This is a genomic window from Erythrobacter sp. (assembly GCF_040217515.1).
Classification (GTDB): Bacteria; Pseudomonadota; Alphaproteobacteria; order Sphingomonadales; family Sphingomonadaceae; genus Erythrobacter.
Genome location: NZ_JAVJPT010000009.1, coordinates 50,880 through 69,389 on the forward strand (window position 1 = coordinate 50,880; position 18,510 = coordinate 69,389).

Consider the following 18,510-nt stretch of genomic DNA (forward strand, 5'->3'; position numbering starts at 1 on the left):
CATCACCGGACAACTGGCGCAAGCGATACCCCCGGCGGACGGCGTAGGAAACCGGGCCGCCGGCCGCTGGCCTTACCACGTCACCAGCCCGATCCACGCCCCCGTCATCGCGCTGGCAAGGTTGCCCGCGATCCAGCTCCTGATGCCCAGTCCCGCCGCTTCGGCGCGGCGTTCGGGGCACAGCGTGCCGATGGTCGACACCATCAGGCCGACGCTCGCAAGATTGGCGACACCGCACAGGGCATAGGTGACGATCAGCAGGCCGCGCTGTGACAGCGTGCCGTCCGGCAGGTCGGCGAGTTCGAGATAGGCGACATATTCGTTGAGGATCGCCTTGGTTCCCATCAAGGCGCCCGCCGGCTGCGCCTCGGCCCAGGGAACGCCGATCAGCCACATGAAAGGCGCGAAGAGCCAACCCAGCAGGCGCTTCAAGGTCAACGGCTCGTCGGCGACCGCAGGCAGCAGCGCGAGCGCCTGGTCGGCCAGCGAAACGAGCGCGAACACAACGATTATGATCGCGATGACGGCAAGGAAAAGCTGCATCCCGTCCATCGTGCCTTTCACGATGGCATCGATGGACGATTCGTATTTCAGCCCCGGTTCGTCCCCATCGGCATCGGTTCCGGCGTCGTCGGGGCTGCCGGGGACCATGAGTTTGGCGATGAGCAAAGCGGCGGGCAGCGAGACGAGCGAGGCGGAGATCATGTGGCCCACGGCATCGGGCACGGTCGCCGAAAGGGTCGTCGCGTAAAGGATCAGGATCGCGCCCGATATCGTCGCCATCGCCAGCACCATGACCTGGAACAGTTCGGCGCGGTTCATGCGGGCGAAATAGGCGCGCACCACAAGCGGGCTTTCGACGACGCCGAGGAACAGGTTGGCCCCGCCCGACAGCCCGACCACGCCGCTCACGCCCAATGTCCGGCGCAATAGGAAGGACAGGCCGTTCACCATCCAGCGCAGCACGCCCCAGTGCCACAGCAGCGCGGCGAGCGCGGAAAAGACGATGACGAGCGGCAGGATCTGGAAGGCGATGATGACGGGCGGCGCCACGCCCTCCTTGAGCTCGAATGGCAGGGGCGCGCCGCCGAGATAGCCGAACATGTAGGACGAGCCATCGAGCGTTGCGCGCTCGATCGCTCCGACGGCGTCATTGGCATAGCCCATCGCCGTCCAGACGATCGGCACGCGCACGATCAACAGCGCCAGCGCCCCCTGCAGCGCCAGCGCACCGAGGATCCAGCGCCAGGACGGCGAACGGGCGCGATCCTCGCTCAGACCCCATGCCACCGCGATCAGCACGGCGATCCCGAGGAGTCCGCGCAACTGGTCGAACAGATCCGCGATCATCCGCGCCGCCAGGCGTGATAGCGCTCGACAAGGCCGAGCAGCCCCTCGGGCTTGTGGGCGCGTTTCCAGTCGCCGGCGGCGTATTTGTTGGCCTCGGCCATGGTCGGATAGGAATGGATCGTGCCGAGGATTGCGTTGAGCCCGATGCCCTGCTTCATCGCCAGCACATATTCGGCGAGCAGTTCGCCCGCATGGGAGGCGACGATGGTCACGCCGAGTATCGTGTCCTTGTTCGGCGGGGTGAGGACCTTGACGAAGCCTTTCGTCTCGCTCTCGGCAATGGCGCGGTCGAGATCGTCGATATCGTAGCGCGTGACCTCGTATTCGGTGCCCTGCTCGCGTGCCTCGCGCTCGTTCAGCCCGACGCGGGCGAATTCGGGGTCGAGGAACGTGACGGCGGGCATGACGCGGTAATCGGCCTTGAAGCGCCAGAACTGGCCGAACAGCGCGTTGACGCTGGCATACCAGGCCTGGTGGCTGGCGGCATGGGTGTACTGGAACGGCCCGGCGACATCTCCTGCGGCGTAGATATTGGGGAATTTCGTGGCGAGGAATTCGTCGGTATCGACAGTCGCCTCGGTGTCGATGCCGAGCTCTTCCAGCCCGAAACCGTCAAGCCGCGCCTTGCGCCCGACCGCCACGATCAGCGCATCGTATTCGATCCGCGCCATGCCTTCTTCGCTTTGCGCGATCAGCGCGCCACCCTCGAAGCGCACGGCCGTATGGCCGGTGAGGACTGCGACCCCGGCTTCCTCGAGCACGGCACGGGCGAGGTCGGACACATCGGTGTCCTCGCGCGCCAGCACCCTGTTGCCGCGCTCGACCTGCGTCACCTGCGCCCCCAGCCGGGCCAGCGCCTGCGCCAATTCGCAGCCGATCGGCCCGCCACCGAGGATCGCGATGCGGCGCGGTATCTCGTCAAGCCCGGCAAAGGCATCCCACAGCGTCTCGCTTGTCAGATAGCCCGACGTTTCGATCCCCGGAATGGGGGGCACGAAGGGTGCGGCTCCCGTTGCGACAACGATGCCGCGGGTCGTGAGGCGCTCCGCCGCGCCGTCCGCGCGGGCGATCTCGAGAGTCCACGGATCGACGATGCGCGCCCGGCCCTCGACCACGTCGACGCCCAGCCCCTCATAGCGCTCGACGCTGTCATGCGGCTCGATCGTCTCGATCACGCGCCGCACCCGTGCCATCATCTCGCGAAAGGGGACTTGCGGCTCGACCGGGGTGAGCCCGTAACGGTCCGCATGGCGCATCGTCGCCGCCGCCCTGGCCGACTTGATCAGCGCCTTGGACGGAACGCAGCCGGTATTGAGGCAGTCGCCGCCCATCTTCTCCGCCTCCATCAGCGTCACCTTCGCCCGCACCTGCGCCGCGATATAGGCGGCGACCAGCCCGGCCGAGCCCGCGCCGATGACGACGAGATTGCGGTCGAACTTCCTCGGACGGCTAAATCCGCGATAGACCCGTCGCCGCCGGATGAAACCGACCACGCCCTTGCCGATCCACGGAACGAAGCCGAGCACGACGAAGGACGCGATCAGCCCGGGCGAAAGCAGGCCGCTCGCGCTTTCGATCCGGGCAAGCTGCGTCCCGGCATTCACATAGGCGATGGTCCCCAGCAACATGCCCACCTGGCTCACCCAGGCGAAGGTCCAGGTCCTGATCCTGGTCAGCCCCATGACGAGATTGACCACGAAGAAGGGAAAAAGCGGGATCATCCGGATCGTGAAAAGGTAGAACGCCCCGTCGCGCTCCAGCCCCTCGTTCACGCCTTTCAATCGCCGCCCGAACCGCGCCTCGACCCAATCGCGCAGGACATAGCGCGAGGCCAGAAAGGCGAGCGTCGCGCCGAGAGTGGACGCGAAGGAGGCGACGAGACTGCCGAGCACCAGCCCGAACAGCGCGCCCGCCGCCAGCGTCATCACGGCGGCCCCCGGCAGCGATGCGGCGGTCACCGCGACATAGACGAGGAAGAAGCCGCCGATCACCAGCGCCGGATTGTCGGCATAGAACGCATCCACCCGCCCGGCGACGCGCTTTATCCCCTCGAGCGTGAGGTAGTCACCGAGATCGAATGCGAAATAGGCGATCACGAGCGCGGCGATCAGGGCGATGACGATCGCTTTCTTCATATGCGCTCCCATGACGGTGAATACGGATGGAATCGGGTCCCGGTTACATCGCGCCTGCCAGCCCTGCGTAAGTGTTGATCCAGCGCAAGTCTATCCAGCGCTTGAGCCGGGCCACCCAGCGCCCCTTCGCGGCGAAGGGCCCGTAACTCGCTATGGCACGGCCATTGCCGGTCGAAAGCAGGTAAAGGCTGTTCCATCGCGGGCGATAGCGCTCCACCGGCTCTCGCCCGGCAAGCGCGGCGCGCAGATTGGCGGCCAGCACCGGTCCGGCAAAGACCGCATGGACGCCGGAATGGGGCACGTCGCGATCCGCCCGCGCGGCGACGTCTCCGGCGGCGAAGACATGGGGATGCGAGAGAGAACGCTGGGACGCATCGACCGCAACGAACCCGTCCGCATCGACCATAAGCCCGCCTTCGCCCGGCCAGCGAGGCGCGGCGCTGCCGAGAGCGGCGAGCACGATGTCGAGCGGCTCGAGCGATATCTGCGACGTTTCCCCGGCAAGAAGCGCCCCGCTCGCAAGACGCGCATTCCCATCCACCACCGCGATCCCCTGCCGCTCCAGTTCGCCCGCGACCATCCGGCGAACGCGGCGCGACATGGACGGCACGAGCCCTGCGCTGCCGGCCACCAGCACGACCTCGGGCCGCACCGCCATCCCGGCAAGATTGCGCAGGGCGAAAGCGAGTTCGACCCCACCCGCCCCGCCGCCGACCACCGCTGCCCTGACGGCGCGCACGCGGTTCGCCTCTCGCCAGCCCGCGATCCGCTCGACGAAACGCTCGATGGGGCGAATTTCGACAATGCGATCGTCCTCGCCCAACGTGCTGGCCGCATGGCCCACGCCGCCCGTATCGAGTGAAGCGAGGTCGAAAGCGATCCGCTGGCCCGCGGCGGTCGTGACAGTGCGGGCAACGGGATCGAAGGCGACAGCGCGAGCGAGTTCTAAGTCCATGCCCGCCGCCGCCGCGAGCCCGGCGAGATCGACGATCCCGCGCAGCCTTTCGTGCTCGCCGACCATCCAGCCGGGAACCATGCCCGAATAGCGCAGCGCCGGATGGGGGGTGAGCAGAGTCGCCCGCGCGCCCTTGGGCCGACCATGGCGGATCCAGTCGGCCAGGACCGCGACATGGGCATGGCCGCCGCCCACCAAGAGCAGGTGCTTGCCGGGCGCGCTCATGCGAAAACGCCCACTCAGCCCCGCGCCGTGCGGGCGATGTCACGCGCCTCGTCGGCGAGCCGGGTGACGGCCGCCCAGTCTCCCGCCGCGATCCGCTCGGCAGGGGTGAGCCAGCTTCCCCCGCAGGCGATCACGCGGGGAAGGGCGAGGTATTCGTGGAGGTTTGCCGCCGAAATGCCGCCGGTCGGCATGAAGCGCATTGCGCCGAAGACCGAGGACAGGGCGCTGAGCATCGGCACGCCGCCCGCGAGCGCGGCGGGAAAGAATTTGACCGTGCGAAGACCCATTGCATAGGCGCGCTGGACTTCGCCCGCGGTGGCGGTGCCGGGGAAGACCGGCAGGCCTTCATCCATGCACCATGCCGCGATTTCCTCGACGAGGCCGGGCGAGACGATGAACTCGGCCCCTGCATCGCGCGCGGCGCGCGCCTGGTCGAGGGTGAGGACGGTTCCCGCCCCGAGGATGAGGCGCAGGCCCGTCTCCTGCTCGATCTCCGCGCGCCGCTCGGCCATGGCCCGCACCGCCTCGAGCGCGCCGGGGCGTCGCAGCACCACTTCGAGCACTGCGAGCCCGCCATCGAGCAGCGCCCGCCCCGTAGCGACCGCCTCTTCCGCGTCGCCGCTGTCCACCAGAGGGACGACCGGCGCCGCTGCGAGCGCCTCGCTGATCCTGTCGGCCTGGCTCATCTGCCCTCCTCGCTTGCATCGCCCCCGCACTGACGGGCCGTGATCGCGCCCGGTTCAGCAAGGGTCAATCCGGGCCCTAGCATCGATCTGTCCCGCCTTCACCGCCCGCCTTGGGGGAAATCGGTTGAATCGCGGCGAGGTTTTTTCAATCCGGGCTTGATATACGGTATGAATCGCGACACTTCGCATTTGCACAACAGCCCTGTGGCAACGGGCCGGGATTGGTGGTCGGCGCCGGGATCGCGGGGCGGGCGCAGGTCCCATCGGCGGGCACGGATGGAATTGAACAATATCTCGTATCGCGCGGGTCGGCCTGCAGGTGAGGGTGTCGCTCGCGCACGGTTTCAGGCATTATCCCGCGCGAAGCCGATGACAAGGCCCCGTAAAGGACGGAAAACAGCGTAGATGGCAGCTCCCAATCCGACCTATGGCGATCGCATATCGCTGGTGAAATTCTTTCGGCGCTTCTTCGAGATCCTGAAGCCCGAAGGGAATTTCTACTGGCTGGCGATTGTCTATGGCATCGGCATCAGCCTGCTTTCGCTCGCGACGCCGATCTCGGTCCAGATGCTGATCAATACGGTTGCCAACACTGCGCTTACCGCCCCGCTGGTGATGCTGTCGCTGACGCTGTTCGGCCTGCTCATGCTTTCCGGCCTGATCTATGCCCTGCGCGTGCACCTGATGGAATTGTTCGCGCGGCGCTTTTACGCCCGGATGGTGGCGGAAATCGCGCTGATCTCGGTCCATGCGCAGAACCCGTTCTTTAACGACACCAATCGCGGCTCGCTGTTCAATCGCTATTTCGACGTCATCAACGTCCAGATCGCGACGCCGGTTTTGTTCATCAACGGCTTCACCGTGGTGCTGCAGATCGTGGTCGGCTTCATCCTCGTCTCGCTCTACCACCCCCTGTTCCTGCTTTTCACGCTGGTCATGGCGGTGCTGATCTGGGTGATCTGGGCGGTCTGGGGCAACAAGGCGATCCGCACCGGGATCGACCTGTCCCATGCCAAGCACGCAACCGCCGCCTGGGTCGAAACGATCGGCGGGTCGAACGGCTTTTTCAAGTCGCAGCGGCGGATCGACTATGCGTTCGACCGGACCAACGATTTCACCGATAACTACCTGACCGAGCGCAAGCGGCATTTCCGCCAGCATTTCTCGCAGACGATCTCTTTCCTCGTCCTCTATGCCCTGGCGAGCGCGGTTCTGCTGGGGCTCGGCGGGTGGCTGGTGATCCAGGGCCAGCTTACGCTGGGCCAGCTGGTCGCGGCCGAGCTGGTGCTGTCGGTGGCATTCTTCGGCGTGGCGCAGCTGGGCACCTATCTGACCTATTTCTACGATCTGTGCGCCGCGATCGAGGAATTGTCGCTGTTCTACGACGTGCAGCAGGAAGAGCCGTCCGGGGCAGATCCGATGCATGGCGACGACCACACGCTCACCTTCGAAGGCGTGCGCGGGCGGGCGAGGCACGAGGACGCGGAATTCAATCTCGAAATCCCGAGCGGCGCGATCGTGATGGCGGCGGCGAGCCATCACGGCGTGCAGCGCCTGTTCACCAACCTGCTCAAGATGCACGAACTGCCCGAAAGCGGTTTCGCGACGATGGGCGGGATCGACCTTATGAACATCGAGGCGCACAATTTGCGCAAGAACATCCATGTGCTCGACCGGCCGACTTTCGTCGGCATGACGATCCGCGAATATCTCAGCCTGTCCTGCCCGGAAAGCGCGACCAGGCGGATGATCGGCGCGCTCGAGACGGTCGGCCTGGTCGATACGATCTCGACCTTCGAGAAGGGGCTGGACACGCCGATCGCCTCGACCGGCTATCCGCTTTCCTCGGTCGAGCTGCAGCAATTGAAGCTCGCCAATGCGCTGCTCGAAAAGCCGCGCGTGCTGGTGCTCTCCCGCCTGTTCGACCTCATCGACGAGGAAAACCTCGCCCGCGCGGTAACCGAGCTGCGCGAACAGGCCTACACGACCGTGATCTGTTTCTCGAACCGGCGAATCGACCTCGGATTCGACCGTTTCCTCTTTATCGAGGCGAAACAGCAACGCTATTTCAAGAATTTCGAGGATTTCTGCCTCGCCGTGAACCAGAAGCCGCCGCGCCGGTCGGGCGGGCCGCGCCTGCTCAAGGCCGAGGGCACAAGCGGCACTGCGAACGTGGTCGGAGAATAGGAACATGGCCGTGCTCGCCCAGGACATCCCCCAGTTCACCGCGCTCGAAAGCGTCAAGACGCCGCGCGTGATGCGCACGGTGTTCCTGCTCATCCTGTTCGGTTTCATCGCCGCGGTGGGTTTCCTCATCTACGTGCCGTGGGTCCAGACCACGAGCGGCCAGGGCGTCGTCACCACGCTGAACCCGAACGAGCGCCAACAGGAAATCAACGCGCTTGTTTCCGGCCGGATCGAGGAGTTCTACGTGCGCGACGGCAGCTCGGTGAAGAAGGGCGACCCGATCGCGCGCATCGCCGATATCGACCCGCAACTGGTCGAACGGCTCGAATCAGAACGCCAGCAGGTCGAGATCCAGCTCCAGGCCGCGCGCAACGCGCTCGCCACGGCCGAAATCGACGAACGACGCATGGCCGAGCTGTTCCGCGAGGGCCTCGCGGCGCGGCGGGATTACGAACAGGCCATGATCCGGGTTGAACAGATGCGCGGCGCCGTGGCCGAAGCGCAGGCCAGTCTCAACCGCACGCAGGTCAGCCTCTCGCGCCAGTCTTCGCAGCTGGTCACCGCACCGCGCGACGGCTTCATCCAGAGCGTGAATGCCGGCGACGTCGCCACGATCGTCAATGCGGGCGATCCGCTGGTGACTTTCGTCCCGCAATCGGCCGCACGGGTCGTCGAGATCTTCGTCGACGGGCGCGATGTCGGCCTGGTCAAGGTCGGCGACAAGGCGCGCATCCAGTTCGAGGGCTGGCCCGTGGTCCAGTTCAGCGGCTGGCCTTCGCAAGCGGTCGGCACTTTCGGAGGGATCGTCACCGCCGTCGACCAGTCGGCCCAGCCCGACGGCCGGTTTCGCGTCCTGATCTCGGAAGACAAGTCGGACCCGCATCCCTGGCCCAAGGAACGCTATGCCCGGTTCGGCGCCTCGGTGCGCGCCTGGATCCTGCTCGAGACGGTCCCGGTCGGCTACGAGATCTGGCGCCAGCTCAACAATTTCCCGCCCGAGCTTCCCGCCGGGGCCGAACCGGCCGGATCGACTGCCTGACAATGGGCGGGGGTTGCGTCAGGACAGCCGGGCGTCGCCCGGGAGCCTCGCGGCGCAATATGCGCGCGGCGCTCGCATTCGCACTCTCGCTCGCCTTCGCGCCCGCACTCGCAGCGCAGGACATCGAGCCGGTCGGCGACGCGATCGAGCAGGCGCTCGAAACCGGCCCGCTCCTGCCGGACGAGGTGCTGCGCTCCTCCGCGCTCACATTCCCGTCTATCCTCGAGAGCTTCGAGCGCGAAGCTGCGGCGCGCGGGGACCAGCTCGCCGCGGACGGGGCCTTCGACCTCATGCTCGATGCCGAGGCCTATGACCGTGTGAGCGGGTTCTATTCGGGCGGCTATGCCGAATTCAAGGCGACCCAGCCACTGCGCCCCTTGGGCGCGAAGGTGTTCGGCAGCTACAAGCTGTCGGATGGCCGCTTCCCGATCTACGAGAATGTCTTCAACACCAACGAACTGGGCGAATTCAAGGTCGGCGCGCTGCTTTCGCTGCTGCGCGATTCCACGATCGACAGTCGCCGCTTCGAACTCGAGGACACGCGGCTCGCGGCGAGCCAGGCGCGGCTCGACATCCTGCTGGTCCAGCTCAACGTCCAGTACGAGGCGCTGCAGGCCTACTGGACCTGGGTTGCGGCAGGCAACGAGATCCGGGTCTACGAGGAATTGCTCGAAATCGCCGAGGCGCGGGCCATCGGCCTGACCCGGCAGGTGCGCGAGGGCGCGCTTCCCGCGATCGCCCTGACCGAGAACGAACAGAACCTCATCCGCCGCCGGAGCCTGCTGGCCGAGGCCCGGCGCGATTTCCAGACCGCTGCGAACAGCCTGTCCTTCTACCTGCGCGACGGGGACGGAAATCTTTTCGTGCCGACACGCGAGCAATTGCCGAGCGCCGAATTGCTCAGCAACCTGCCCGACATGAACGCCCTGATGGCCGATCGCCGCCGGTTCGTGCTGGAAGAAAGGCCCGAACTCGAAACCCTGCGGCTCGCGATCGAACGCGCGGAGAATCGCGTCGAACTCAGGCGCAACGACCTCAAACCCCGGCTCGATTTCGAAGTCGAACTCTCGCGCGATTTCGGACCCGTGGGCGACGGCGGGCCGAGCTTCGATTCGACCGATACCGTCGTCGGGCTGACCTTCACCGTCCCGCTTCAGCGCCGCGAGGCGCGCGGACGGCTACGCCGGGCCGAGGCGGAACTGCGCGCGCGCCAGCTCGAACAGCAGAGGATCGCCGACGAGATCTCGGTCGAACTCGACAATATCCTGACCAATCTCGATGCCGCACTGCGCCTTGCCGACCTTGCCGATGACGAGGTCGAACAGGCCACCACCATGGTCGAGGCCGAACGCAAGCGTTTCCGCCTTGGCGCGGGCGATTTCTTTCTCGTCAACCTGCGCGAGGAGCGCGCCGCCGATGCGCAGATCCGCGCGATCCGCGCCGATCTCATCGGGCGCCTCGCCACGGCGAGCTACAATGCCGCGACGATGAATCTCGACGAGCTCGGGCTCGAATGAGCCCCTGCTCCTGCTCGGAATGCCGGCGACCTGGCGCGCTTGCCGCGCCATGCGGGCCTGGAGGCAGCGCGCGAGGGATACGGCCATGACCATGGAAATCGGCGAGATCGCCCGCTTCCTGCGCGCCACCGCGCCTTTCGGGGGGCTGGGCGAGGAGCGTATCGCCCAGGTCTCGCGCGCGGTGCAAGTCAGCTATCGTCGGAGCGGGGAGACCGTGCTGGAGGCGGGGTCGATCAATGACCGTCTCTACCTGATCCGTTCGGGCGCGATGGAACTGATGCTGGCGGGAAAGGAACTGACCGCGCGGCTCGGCCAGGGATCGTGCTTCGCCTATCCCTCGCTCTTGCGCGGGGGGGAAGTGCGCAACACCGCACGCGCGATCGAGGACACGCTGCTCTACACGCTGCCCGCCGATCTGTTCCATCGCCTGCGCGAGGAGAACGCCTCGTTCCGCGCCTTTTTCATCGCCGACGAGGCGCAACGCCTCCGCCACGCGCTGGAGGATCGACGCGAGGCGCGCGGCTTCGAATTGCAGACCCGTCCCGTCAGCGAACTTGTCGGGCGCAGCGCGCCGGTGACCTGCCCGCCGGAGACCCCGATCATCGAGGCGGTGCGGCTGATGCACGAAAAGGACGTGGGCACGCTCGCGATCTGCGAGGGCGGCGCGCTTCTCGGCATCTTCACCGACAAGGACCTGCGCGCGCGAGTGGTCGCAAAGGGGACCGATCTCGCCGGACCTGTCTCCGGGGTGATGACGGGCGATCCGCAGACGCTGGCCGCCCGCAGCGCGCTTGCCGAGGCGATGGCGCTGATGGCGCGCGGCGGTTTTCGCCACATCCCTCTGGTGGACGAGGAAGGCGCGATCGCCGGCATTCTCAGCGCGACGGACATCCTTGCCGCGATCGGCAGCAGCGCGATCGACGCGGGCATGGCCATCGCCCGCGCGCGCGGCGCGGGCGAACTGGTGGAAGCCGCGCGCCGCATCCCTTCCAGCTTCGCCGCCATGGTCGCATCGGGCGTCCATGCAAGCCATGCGATGCGCTTCACCTCGGCGCTGGGAGACGCGGTCCACCGCCGCGCCGCCGAGATCGCCGAGCAGGAGATCGCGGTTCGGTTCGGCCCGCGCCCATGCAGCTATGCCCTGGTCGCTTTCGGTTCGCTCGCCCGCGAGGAACAGCTGGTCGGATCGGACCAGGACAACGGCCTCATACTTTCGGACGAATGCGACGCCGACGGCGAGGACTGGTTCGAAGCCTTTGCCCACCGCCTGTGCGAATTGCTCGCGCTTTCGGGCTATGCCTATTGCACGGGCGGGATCATGGCACGCGAATGGAGCCAGCGGCTGCGGCTGTCGGACTGGCGGCGGCGCTATGAGCACTGGATAGAACAACCCGACGAGGATCGGGTGCTAAAAGCCACGATCTTCTTCGACATGCGCTGCGTCCATGGCGAGGCCGCGCTCGCCGCCACGCTGCGCCGCGAAGTGGTGAAGGCGTGCCGCGCCAGCCCGCTCTTCGTGAGCTTTCTCGCCCGCGATGCCCTCCGCGCGCGCGTGCCGCTCGGCATTTTCCGCAATCTCGTGCTCGAGCGCGCGGCCGACGGGGAAAGGGTCTTCGATGCCAAGGCCCGGGCGATCATGCCGGTGATCGACATCGCCCGCACCCTCGCGCTGGCCGAAGGGATCGAGGAAGTCGGAACACTCGCCCGGCTCGATGCGCTGGTCGCGGCGGGGCGGCTCGAGAGGGGGGACGCGCGCAGTCTGGAGGACGCGATGCTGTTCGTGAACGACCTGCGCATTGCACGCCAGGCGGCCGCGATCGAGCGCGGCGAAGCGCCGTCCAACGCGATCGCCCCGGACGATCTTTCCCCGCTCGAACGCGACTATCTCAAGGATGCCTTCGCGGTGATCCGGCGCGGGCTCGACGGTATGCGACGCAATCTGGCCGGGGCATAGCGTGAGCCTGTTCGCCCGTCGGCGGTTCAACCGGGAGCTTGCAAGGCTCGCCACGGCGCATGCGGCGACGCCTGCCCTCGCCGCCTATGCCGCCGCCGCCTGGCCGGGAGAGGACTGCCCCGCGCGCGAGGCACCGCTGCTCGCGCTCGATTTCGAGCTCGACGGGCTGCGGCGGGGGGCGCACCTGCTCCAGGCCGGCTGGACCGCTTTCACAGCCACCACGATAACGCTCGCCGAGGCGGTATCCTGCGACATCCGCAGCGATGCGACGCTTGACCGGCAGGCGGTGACGATCCACGGCATCGGCGAACAGCGCGCGAGCCGGGGCGAACCGCTGGGCCCGGTGATCGAACGGCTCGTGCGCGTTCTCGCGGGTCGCATCGTGGTCGCCCACGCCGCCGCGATCGAGCGAACCGCGCTCGCCGATGCGGTGCGCGGCGTATTCGGGGCGGCACTGCCGATCCGTACGATCTGCACATTGAGGCTCGAACAGCACATCCATCCGGGCCTTGCCGAGAGCGAGGCCTACCGGCTCGGCCCCGCGCGGAGCCGCTACGGCCTGCCCGATTACGCCGCGCACGACGCGCTGACCGATGCAATCGCGGCCGGCGAGCTGTTCCAGGCGCAGCTCACCCGCCTGCCCGCCGGTGTCACGCTGGGCGCGCTCGAGGCGATCTGACTGCCCTGTCCGCCGACCTATGAAATCGCTCGTGCCCGATCACCTGCCCTTGCAAGCCACGGCGCGTGCGACGCGCAGAAGGCCGCAACGAACACAAGGGGGATCATGACAGATCACACACCGCGATCCGCCCCCGGGCGCTCGAAACCGATACCGGCACCCCACGCGCGCAAGCGCCCGCCAAGATGCCTGGCGAGACGAACGCGGCTGACGGGGCCTATTGGCGCGCTCGGCGGGTTTTCGCCGACCGGGTACCGACCAGCCCCTGAATGCCTAACGGTTCCTGCGCCCGTCGATGAGGCGCTCGACCAGCGAGGGATCGGCGAGCGTCGACGTGTCGCCCAGCGATCCGTAATCGTTTTCCGCCACCTTCCTCAGAATGCGGCGCATGATCTTGCCCGAGCGAGTCTTGGGCAGGCCGTCGGTGAACTGGATATGGTCGGGCGTCGCGATCGGGCCGATTTCCTGCCTGACCCAATTGCGAAGCTCGGTGTAGAGCTCGTCCGAACCTTCCTCGCCGGCATTCAGGGTGACGTAGCAGTAGATCCCCTGCCCCTTGATGTCGTGCGGATAGCCCACCACTGCTGCCTCGGCGACTTTCGCGTGCAGAACGAGTGCGCTTTCGACCTCGGCGGTTCCCATGCGGTGCCCGGAGACGTTGATGACATCGTCGACACGGCCTGTGATCCAGTAATAGCCGTCACCGTCGCGCTTGCACCCGTCGCCAGTGAAATACTTGGGCTTGTAGGTCGAGAAATAGGTCTGCACGAAGCGGTCGTGATCGCCATAGACCGTGCGCGCCTGGCCGGGCCAACTGGCGGTGATGCAAAGATTGCCCTCGGCCTCGCCTTCCAGCACGGCACCCTCGTTGTCGACGAGTTGGGGCTGGATGCCGAAGAAGGGCAACCCGGCGCTCCCGGGCTTCATGTCGTGCGCCTGCGGAAGCGTGGTGATCATGACCCCGCCCGTCTCGGTCTGCCACCAGGTGTCGACGATGGGACAACGCCCCTCGCCCACGACATCGAAATACCAGCGCCAGGCTTCGGGGTTGATCGGCTCGCCCACGCTGCCGAGCAGGCGGAGGGAGGAACGGTGCCGGCGGGTGACGTGATGGTCGCCCTCGCGCATCAGCGCCCGGATCGCGGTCGGGGCGGTATAGAGGATGTTGACCTTGTGCCTGTCCACCACGTCCCAGAAACGGCCATGGTCGGGATAGTTCGGCACGCCTTCGAAGACGAGGCTGGTCGCCCCGTTGATCAGCGGGCCGTAGACGATGTAGCTATGGCCGGTGACCCAGCCGATATCGGCGGTGCACCAGTAGACTTCGCCCGGCTGGTAATCGAAAACGTAGTGGAAGGTCGTCGCCGTCCACACGCCATAGCCGCCCGTCGTGTGCAGCACGCCCTTGGGCTTGCCGGTCGAGCCCGATGTGTAGAGGATGAAAAGCGGGTCTTCCGCCCCCATCGGCTCGCACGGGCAATCCGCATCGCTCGCGACTTCGTGGAACCAGTGATCGCGGCCTTCGGCCATGGCGATGTCGGCCCCGGTGTGGCGGACTACCAGCATCCCGTCGAGCGGCGTATCGTGATCGGGCTCGGCCAGCGCGGCGTCGACATTGGCCTTGAGCGGCACACGCTTCGAGCCGCGCAGGCCTTCATCGGCGGTGACGACGAAACGGCTCTTGCAATCCTCGACCCGGCCGGCGAGCGCCTCGGGCGAGAAGCCCCCGAAAACCACCGAATGCACCGCACCGATGCGCGCACAGGCGAGCATGGCGGTCAGCCCTTCGACGATCATCGGCATGTAGATCGTGACCCGGTCGCCCTTTTTCACGCCCATCGCTTTCAGCGCGTTGGCCATGCGCACCACCTCTGTGTGGAGCTGGCGATAGGTGAGCGTGCGGCTTTCACCGGAAGGATCGTCGGGCTCGAATATGATCGCCGTGTCGTCGCCACGGCTTGCAAGATGCCGGTCCACCGCATTGTGACATAGATTGAGCGAGCCGTCGGCGAACCAGTTTATCTCGACCGGGTCCCACGACCACTCGCCGCCTCGGGTCGGCGCGCTGAACCAGTCGAGCCGCCGGGCCTGTTCGAGCCAGAAGCCGTCCGGGTCTTCCAGCGAGCGGCGATACAGCTCGTCATATTGCTCGGCCACGCAATGGGTCGGCGTGTCGGACTGCGGCCTTGCAACGGCGTGCAGCATTTCGAGTCTCCCTCTTCTCCTGGGGACGAACCCTACACACCGCACGTTCGCTGACAATGCCCTCGCAAAGTGGGGATTCGCGCAGCGGGATTCAGCGTGCGCCGAACACGGAACGGCCCCGTCGGCGCGCTGCCGACGGGGCCGACCATGTGCGGGATCGAGGCGGGATGCGACTCAGAAACGGTAAGCGACGCCCGCCGAAAGGACCCAGGGGTCGAGATTGTGCTCGGTCTCGATCGCCAGCGTTTCGCCCGCGAACCAGCGCGCGGTCGTGCCGATGAAATAGCGCTTGGCATCGAGCGTCAGGCCGAAACCGCTATCGCCGATCGCGACATCGACGCCCGCCTGCAGCGCAACGCCGAATTCGTCGGACAGGTCGGTGTCTGTCACGCCCAGCGGAACCGTCGCCGCGCCCGGCTTGTCGGAAACCCAAAGGAAATAGGCCGGACCCGCCCCGACATAGGGTTTCACGCTGTCGCCGAGATCGAAATGGAGCTTGGCCGTCAGCGTGGCGGGGATCAGCTGTGCATCGGACACCAGTTCCGCTCCCGGCAGGCCGGAGACGGCATCAACGTCGTGCTGCGTCATCCCGGCGATCGTCTCGATCGAGAAATTGTCGGACACGAAGTACTCGACAGCGATGGTCGGCACGAAGTTGTCGCTCGCGCTCGTCTGTGTATCGGCGGGCAGGCCGACAATGTCGACATTGACCTGCTCGATCTCGCCGTCGGGCAGGACCGCAGTGCCCAGCACCTTGAACTGGATGTCGCCCGCACGATCCTCTTGGGCGGCGGCGGGGGTGGCTGCGAGCGCGAGAGCGGCGCCCGTGATCATCAGGAGTGTTTTCATTTTCCCTTTCCTGTGTGGGCAGCAGTGGTCGCCCTCCGCGACCCAGGATGCTTGCTGCCGGCAGCGGGCCGATTGCCGCAGGATCGGCGGGCCATCATTGATTCCGATCAAAACCCTGCAAGCCTTGCTCTTGATCGGGATCAAAGACGCGAGACGGGCACGAAGGCACACAGGGCGGCGTTATGGCGACACTCGTCCAACCCGCCGATAAGCTCAGCATGGCCGCATTCCGCGATGCCATGCCCGATGGGCACGGGGCCACGCACACTGCGGATCGGCTCTGCCGGGTCGCGGAATATCGCTTCATCCCCAAGGGCGAGACGCTCGCCGCCGATCCGGCAGGAGACCGGCTCGTCTTCGTTGCCTCGGGCGCGGCGAAGCTCGTCGGCCAATCGGCCGCCGCACGCGGGGCGCACGCCCCCGTGGCCGCAGGCGGCGAATCGCTTCGTTCGCACGATCATGTCCTCGCCTTTCATTTCGCAGGCGACATGGTCTCCGTGCTGCGGCAGTCGGACGGCGATTTCCGGCTTGTTGCACTCAATGACCTTGAACTTGTGATCTTTGCATCGGACGAATTCCTGGATGTCGCGCAGGACGATCCGGTAATCCTGCGCTCGGTTTTGGCGCGCTCACTGCAGGCGCTGCACCGCAGCCGGACCAAGTTGATGCAGCTTGGCCATCGCAGCGCACGCCAGCGGATCGCCGATTTCCTCGTCTCGATGGCCGAGCGGCTTTGCGGCTGTAACTGCGGGAAATGCGAGGTGTCGCTGCCGATGAGCAGGCGCGACATCGGGGAAAGCCTCGGCCTGACGATCGAGACGGTCAGCCGCCAGTTCACCGAGCTGCGCGATGCGGGGCTGGTCGAGACCGAGGGCCGTTCGATCGTGCGATTCACCGATCTGGAAAAGCTGGCCGAAGAAGCCGGGACGGGTCAGGCGAGGAATGAAGCGTTCAAAAATTGATCGAGATCAATTAGGAAAGACACGGAAGGGCGTAAGGGCGCGCTGACGGAAGGGATCGTAAGAAATGGAAGCAGTACTCAGTCGGCTCGGCATCTGGGCCCTCGTCCTCTTGGCGGCCATCGCGGCCATTGCGGGCGCGCAGGATGCGGGCTTCGCCATCCATATGGGGATCGTCGCGGCTGTCGCGCTGATCCTGATCGTGGTCACGCTTAACAGCTATGACCCCATGGCCAAGGCGCAGAGCATCTTCAAGATGCCGCCCGGACCTTCGCGCTACGATGACGACATCGTGCGCTGGGGCGTGATCGCGACGATGTTCTGGGGGCTGGCCGGCCTGCTGGCGGGCGTCGTGATCGCGGTCCAGCTCGCCTATCCGTGGATCAATTTCGAACCCTGGTTCAATTTCGGTCGGCTGCGCCCGCTGCACACCAGCGCGGTGATTTTCGCCTTTGGCGGCAATGCGCTGATCGCCACCAGCTTTTACGTGGTCCAGCGCACCTGCCGCACCACGCTCGCCTTCCCAGGCCTCGCGCGGTTCGTGTTCTGGGGCTACCAGCTGTTCATCGTGCTCGCCGCAACCGGTTACCTGCTCGGCATCACCCAGAGCCGCGAATATGCCGAGCCCGAATGGTATGTCGACCTGTGGCTGACCGTGGTCTGGCTCGCCTATCTCGCGGTCTTCATCGGCACGCTGCTGCGCCGCCACGAGCCGCACATCTACGTCGCCAACTGGTTCTATCTCGCCTTCATCGTGACGATCGCGATGCTGCACGTGGTCAACAACCTCGCCATGCCGGTGAGCCTGCTGGGTGCGCGCAGCTATTCCGCCTTTGCGGGCGTTCAGGACGCCCTGACGCAGTGGTGGTACGGCCACAACGCGGTAGGCTTCTTCCTGACCGCGGGCTTCCTTGCGATGATGTATTACTTCGTGCCGAAGCAGGCTAACCGGCCGGTCTATTCGTACCGCTTGTCGATCATCCACTTCTGGTCGCTGATCTTCCTCTACATCTGGGCGGGTCCGCACCACCTCCACTACACCGCGCTGCCCGACTGGGCACAGACGCTGGGCATGGTGTTCTCGATCATGCTGTGGATGCCCAGCTGGGGCGGGATGATCAACGGGCTGATGACGCTCAACGGCGCCTGGGACAAGGTCCGCACCGACCCGATCATCCGCATGATGGTCCTCGCGCTCGCCTTCTACGGGATGAGCACGTTCGAAGGGCCGATGCTGTCGATCAAGGCGGTGAATTCGCTGTCGCATTACACCGACTGGACCATCGGCCACGTCCATTCCGGCGCGCTGGGGTGGAACGGGATGATCACTTTCGCCTGCGTCTACTTCCTCGTGCCGCGGCTGTGGCAGAAGGAACGGCTCTACAGCTTGCGGATGATCAACTGGCACTTCTGGCTCGCGACTTTGGGGATCGTGTTCTACGCCTCCTCGATGTGGGTCGCCGGGATCACGCAGGGCCTGATGTGGCGCGAATACGGCTCGGACGGGTTCCTTGTGAACAGCTTCGTCGACACGGTCGCGGCTCTCAATCCGATGTACTGGATGCGCGCTTTCGGCGGCCTCCTCTACCTCTCCGGTGCGATCATCATGGCCTACAATATCTGGATGACCATCGCCGGCTACCAGCGCGAGGAAGCCCCGATGGGCGACACCCCGCACGACGCGGCAGCCGACCGCCCGGTCGCCCCCGGGGCGGGAACGCAGCCTCGGCCCGGACCGCAGGGCACTGCGCCCGAGCCCGCCGAATAACG

General features: G+C 66.2%; 13 protein-coding genes. 7 read left to right on the plus strand and 6 right to left on the minus strand.

From position 1 onward, the window contains the following. Positions 1 to 72: 72 nt before the first annotated feature. Genes RIB52_RS11960 through eda form a run of 4 tightly spaced genes read right to left on the minus strand, consistent with a single transcriptional unit; the run spans position 73 to position 5,351 of the window. Positions 73 to 1,350: a NupC/NupG family nucleoside CNT transporter gene (locus tag RIB52_RS11960; RefSeq protein ID WP_350175817.1), complete on the minus strand. Its 1,278-nt coding sequence runs from the start codon at positions 1,348 to 1,350 to the stop codon at positions 73 to 75. Then, a complete protein-coding gene (locus RIB52_RS11965) occupies positions 1,347 to 3,485 on the minus strand; it encodes a dihydrolipoyl dehydrogenase family protein (RefSeq protein WP_350175819.1) in 2,139 nt (712 codons plus the stop codon). The genes RIB52_RS11960 and RIB52_RS11965 overlap by 4 nt, the downstream gene beginning before the upstream one ends. 43 nt (positions 3,486 to 3,528) lie before the next feature. Then, on the minus strand, positions 3,529 to 4,665 hold the full coding sequence (locus RIB52_RS11970) for an FAD-dependent oxidoreductase (RefSeq protein WP_350175821.1): 1,137 nt from the start codon (positions 4,663 to 4,665) through the stop codon (positions 3,529 to 3,531). 14 nt (positions 4,666 to 4,679) lie between these two features. Further along, positions 4,680 to 5,351 (minus strand): bifunctional 4-hydroxy-2-oxoglutarate aldolase/2-dehydro-3-deoxy-phosphogluconate aldolase, encoded by a 672-nt coding sequence (eda, locus tag RIB52_RS11975; protein WP_350175823.1) that lies wholly within the window; start codon positions 5,349 to 5,351, stop codon positions 4,680 to 4,682. Positions 5,352 to 5,756: 405 nt separating this feature from the next. Here eda and RIB52_RS11980 point away from each other — a divergent pair, with 405 nt between their 5' ends. The 5 genes from RIB52_RS11980 (at position 5,757) to RIB52_RS12000 (ending at position 12,727) form a co-directional block, all read left to right on the plus strand. Further along, complete coding sequence (locus tag RIB52_RS11980) at positions 5,757 to 7,538, plus strand: ABC transporter transmembrane domain-containing protein (RefSeq protein ID WP_350175825.1); 1,782 nt, start codon at positions 5,757 to 5,759, stop codon at positions 7,536 to 7,538. 4 nt (positions 7,539 to 7,542) lie between these two features. Beyond that, positions 7,543 to 8,577 carry an HlyD family secretion protein gene (locus tag RIB52_RS11985; RefSeq protein ID WP_350175827.1) on the plus strand — a complete coding sequence of 345 codons (1,035 nt, stop codon included), beginning with the start codon at positions 7,543 to 7,545 and terminating at the stop codon, positions 8,575 to 8,577. A gap of 59 nt (positions 8,578 to 8,636) precedes the next feature. Continuing rightward, entirely contained in the window at positions 8,637 to 10,094 is a 1,458-nt protein-coding gene (locus tag RIB52_RS11990; RefSeq protein ID WP_350175829.1) for a TolC family protein, read from the plus strand. A gap of 85 nt (positions 10,095 to 10,179) precedes the next feature. Then, the gene (locus tag RIB52_RS11995) at positions 10,180 to 12,048 is read left to right on the plus strand and encodes a putative nucleotidyltransferase substrate binding domain-containing protein (RefSeq protein WP_350175831.1); all 1,869 of its coding nucleotides are present in this window, start codon (positions 10,180 to 10,182) and stop codon (positions 12,046 to 12,048) included. A 1-nt stretch (position 12,049) separates the two neighbouring features. Further along, on the plus strand, positions 12,050 to 12,727 hold the full coding sequence (locus RIB52_RS12000) for an exonuclease domain-containing protein (protein ID WP_350175833.1): 678 nt from the start codon (positions 12,050 to 12,052) through the stop codon (positions 12,725 to 12,727). 273 nt (positions 12,728 to 13,000) lie between these two features. On the opposite strand, the gene acs is transcribed toward RIB52_RS12000, so the two are convergent. Further along, entirely contained in the window at positions 13,001 to 14,932 is a 1,932-nt protein-coding gene (acs, locus tag RIB52_RS12005; RefSeq protein WP_350175835.1) for an acetate--CoA ligase, read from the minus strand. Between the two features lie 174 nt (positions 14,933 to 15,106). Beyond that, positions 15,107 to 15,781: an OmpW/AlkL family protein gene (locus RIB52_RS12010; RefSeq protein WP_350175837.1), complete on the minus strand. Its 675-nt coding sequence runs from the start codon at positions 15,779 to 15,781 to the stop codon at positions 15,107 to 15,109. Positions 15,782 to 15,999: 218 nt separating this feature from the next. Here RIB52_RS12010 and RIB52_RS12015 point away from each other — a divergent pair, with 218 nt between their 5' ends. Together RIB52_RS12015 and ccoN are read left to right on the plus strand one after the other, a co-directional pair. Beyond that, positions 16,000 to 16,743 carry a Crp/Fnr family transcriptional regulator gene (locus tag RIB52_RS12015; RefSeq protein WP_350175839.1) on the plus strand — a complete coding sequence of 248 codons (744 nt, stop codon included), beginning with the start codon at positions 16,000 to 16,002 and terminating at the stop codon, positions 16,741 to 16,743. A gap of 64 nt (positions 16,744 to 16,807) precedes the next feature. Next, positions 16,808 to 18,508 (plus strand): cytochrome-c oxidase, cbb3-type subunit I, encoded by a 1,701-nt coding sequence (ccoN, locus tag RIB52_RS12020; RefSeq protein ID WP_350175841.1) that lies wholly within the window; start codon positions 16,808 to 16,810, stop codon positions 18,506 to 18,508. The last annotated feature ends 2 nt before the right edge of the window (positions 18,509 to 18,510 follow it).

What these genes read in the sequence shown, in the direction of transcription:
- RIB52_RS11990 (WP_350175829.1), top strand. Translation starts at nt 8,637, where the DNA reads ATGCGCGCGGCGCTCGCATTCGCACTCTCGCTCGCCTTCGCGCCCGCA.
- RIB52_RS12010 (WP_350175837.1), bottom strand. Translation starts at nt 15,781, where the DNA reads ATGAAAACACTCCTGATGATCACGGGCGCCGCTCTCGCGCTCGCAGCC.
- RIB52_RS11995 (WP_350175831.1), top strand. Translation starts at nt 10,180, where the DNA reads ATGACCATGGAAATCGGCGAGATCGCCCGCTTCCTGCGCGCCACCGCG.
- RIB52_RS12015 (WP_350175839.1), top strand. Translation starts at nt 16,000, where the DNA reads ATGGCCGCATTCCGCGATGCCATGCCCGATGGGCACGGGGCCACGCAC.
- RIB52_RS11965 (WP_350175819.1), bottom strand. Translation starts at nt 3,485, where the DNA reads ATGAAGAAAGCGATCGTCATCGCCCTGATCGCCGCGCTCGTGATCGCC.
- RIB52_RS11985 (WP_350175827.1), top strand. Translation starts at nt 7,543, where the DNA reads ATGGCCGTGCTCGCCCAGGACATCCCCCAGTTCACCGCGCTCGAAAGC.
- RIB52_RS11960 (WP_350175817.1), bottom strand. Translation starts at nt 1,350, where the DNA reads ATGATCGCGGATCTGTTCGACCAGTTGCGCGGACTCCTCGGGATCGCC.
- RIB52_RS11980 (WP_350175825.1), top strand. Translation starts at nt 5,757, where the DNA reads ATGGCAGCTCCCAATCCGACCTATGGCGATCGCATATCGCTGGTGAAA.
- RIB52_RS11970 (WP_350175821.1), bottom strand. Translation starts at nt 4,665, where the DNA reads ATGAGCGCGCCCGGCAAGCACCTGCTCTTGGTGGGCGGCGGCCATGCC.
- acs (WP_350175835.1), bottom strand. Translation starts at nt 14,932, where the DNA reads ATGCTGCACGCCGTTGCAAGGCCGCAGTCCGACACGCCGACCCATTGC.
- eda (WP_350175823.1), bottom strand. Translation starts at nt 5,351, where the DNA reads ATGAGCCAGGCCGACAGGATCAGCGAGGCGCTCGCAGCGGCGCCGGTC.
- ccoN (WP_350175841.1), top strand. Translation starts at nt 16,808, where the DNA reads ATGGAAGCAGTACTCAGTCGGCTCGGCATCTGGGCCCTCGTCCTCTTG.